A 2,270-nucleotide genomic window follows, 5' to 3' on the forward strand; every position below is an offset into this window, starting at 1 on the left:
GTGATAATTAGAAAATTGTAGTTTGTATGTAAGGAAGTTTCCATAATTAAAAACGCTCGAACCGCCTAAAAGCAAATACTGTTAGTGTGTAAAAAATTGATGATAATGTAAAAAGTTGAAATAAACGGTAATTGGAGTTTGTCAAAATTTTGGTCATCATTAAAATAATGGTTGCTTCATTTCGGAGTGTAGCAAGACTCCATTTAATATATTTGGATATAACCATGAACAGCAGATAGTTTTCCGACGAAATATAAAAATTCCATGGGAGTAATCCAATTGAAGAAACTAGGATGCTGGGGCATAAAGCCAATAAGTTTACGATAGTCTTTTTCTCCGTTGTAAGAGATGGAATCTTTTGTTGGGGATAGCAAACCAGCGAGCATATGAAGAGTGGTTGTTTTTCCTGCTTGATGGTCTTTAAATTGTTTTTCTAATTGATTTACTTGTACGAATATTTTAGTATCTCCTCAATTATTTTTTCTTCCTATGACAAAATATAAAATAGGTTCCGAATGAACTAACAAACAAAATAAGTGAAAACCATAGTTACTTTGGTCCGTTAGTTTCTTCTTGTTTGGTGCAGTTAATGACGGCTGTCACCATTAAAATGACTTGGAGTATAAGAATAAGAGCTAATAATGACCAGTTTACTTTTCATAATTCATCCAAAGTTATTTCCCCTTTCGCATTTTTCTTAATTTAGGCAAGATAATAAGCAGGTAGTAAAGAATGGATGGGAGTGGAAGAGAAATCAATCCCCATATTCCCCATATTCCCCAAAACCATGCGAAGCTTGTTTTTTCCTTGGCGTGGATAAACAAAAACGTTCCCTAAGCTAACAGAGCGAGATCAGTAAGAATAATAAATAGGAATTAATTTCTGTCATTAAATACTTTTCTTTCTTGTTTTCGCAATTAGTCGATGAGGGCATCTTCATTTCCTTCTTTTGCAAGTTTAATAAGTCTTTTCTCGTTGTCTAAAGTAAAACCGATGCCTCTTTTTTCTTTTTCAAATCATAAGACGGTTAATCGCTGCGAATCGTTTATTAAATTTTATTTTTTAGATTATATCTATTATTACTAATAAAATCCTTAGGGCATAGAGACATTATAGGTGTACATAAAAAGCATGTATGTTAAACTTCTGTTACCTTAATTTAATCTAAGTGTTTTGAAAAGAGAAATGTTTAGGTAGTAAATGGAAAATGTGATAGGCGAGATAATAAGAAAAGCAAAAGATTTACTTATGCAAACAAATAAAGGTGACTTTAAGTTTCCGGGAGAAGGGACTTGTAGAAGCGTTATGGAGGGAAGTGAGGGGATATCGTATATTTTCAAATGATATCTCATTATTACTTGGGTGAGCTGTGAAGGACGAAAAGGTAGAGCGAGGGTTAGATGCTTAAGAGTCTAAAATTGATTTTACGCCAGTATAGATATTTGTTGAAAAGACGATTGAAGGAAATAAATATGATTATCTCATTTAAATTACAACCCGTGGATAGCTAGAGAAAATTTGGTTTTTAGAAAAAAAGACACTATATACTAAAGGAGAAGAATGCGATGTATGCAGTAGTTGCATTGTTTAATCCAGAATTAGAACAAAGTATAAAAACGATATGGGAAGGCTTGGAGAGTAATGGCATCTCTTATTATGCGAGGGAAGTAGAAGATAGAGTACCACATATTACAATAGCAAACTATAAGGAAATTCCCGTTAGGAACTTTATAAATAAGATGAGGACCTTTTATAAAGATAAAGAAAAAGTACGACTTGACTTTCAAACAGTAGGATCTTTTATAAATACAAAAACGTTATTTTATTCCCCGACTATAACTGAAGAGTTACTTGATTTACATTCTAATCATCATAGAAATTTTGCTTCCTTTATTGATGATAAAGAGTCAGTATATCTTCCGGGTAAATGGATTCCACATTGTACTTTAGCTAATAGACTTTCTGAAGAAAAGCTTCAGGATGCATATAATTATTGTTTAAAGATAAATGAAAAGCTAAAAGGGGAAATAAACCGAATAGGATTAATTAGAATAGATAGTAAAAAGCATGTTCCGCTTATATATTCTGAGAGTTTAATGTGATTGAAAAAAATATAAAAAAACAGTTGACGGTTAAATGGATATTTGTTAATATATAAAAGTTACCTCGAACGGTAACGATAATTGATAATTTAATAGTTAAAAGTTTTAAGAAAATTATTGACTTGTGACTATTAAATGTGATACGATATAAAAGTTGCATCTGATAGC

The 2,270-nt window shown here is 31.5% G+C and carries 1 protein-coding gene and 1 pseudogene; one reads left to right on the forward strand and one right to left on the reverse strand.

What is annotated here, in order from left to right; genetic code table 11:
• Window positions 1–227: 227 nt before the first annotated feature.
• Window positions 228–458, reverse strand: a pseudogene (locus tag NSS71_RS25605) (ATP-binding cassette domain-containing protein); the annotation flags it as partial.
• Between the two features lie 1,107 nt (window positions 459–1,565).
• Here NSS71_RS25605 and NSS71_RS25610 point away from each other — a divergent pair.
• A complete protein-coding gene (locus NSS71_RS25610; RefSeq protein WP_047945089.1) occupies window positions 1,566–2,102 on the forward strand; it encodes a 2'-5' RNA ligase family protein in 537 nt (178 codons plus the stop codon).
• Window positions 2,103–2,270 lie beyond the last annotated feature (168 nt).

The organism is Niallia sp. FSL W8-0951 (genome assembly GCF_038006525.1).
In the GTDB taxonomy this organism is placed as follows: Bacteria; Bacillota; Bacilli; order Bacillales; family Cytobacillaceae; genus Niallia; species Niallia circulans.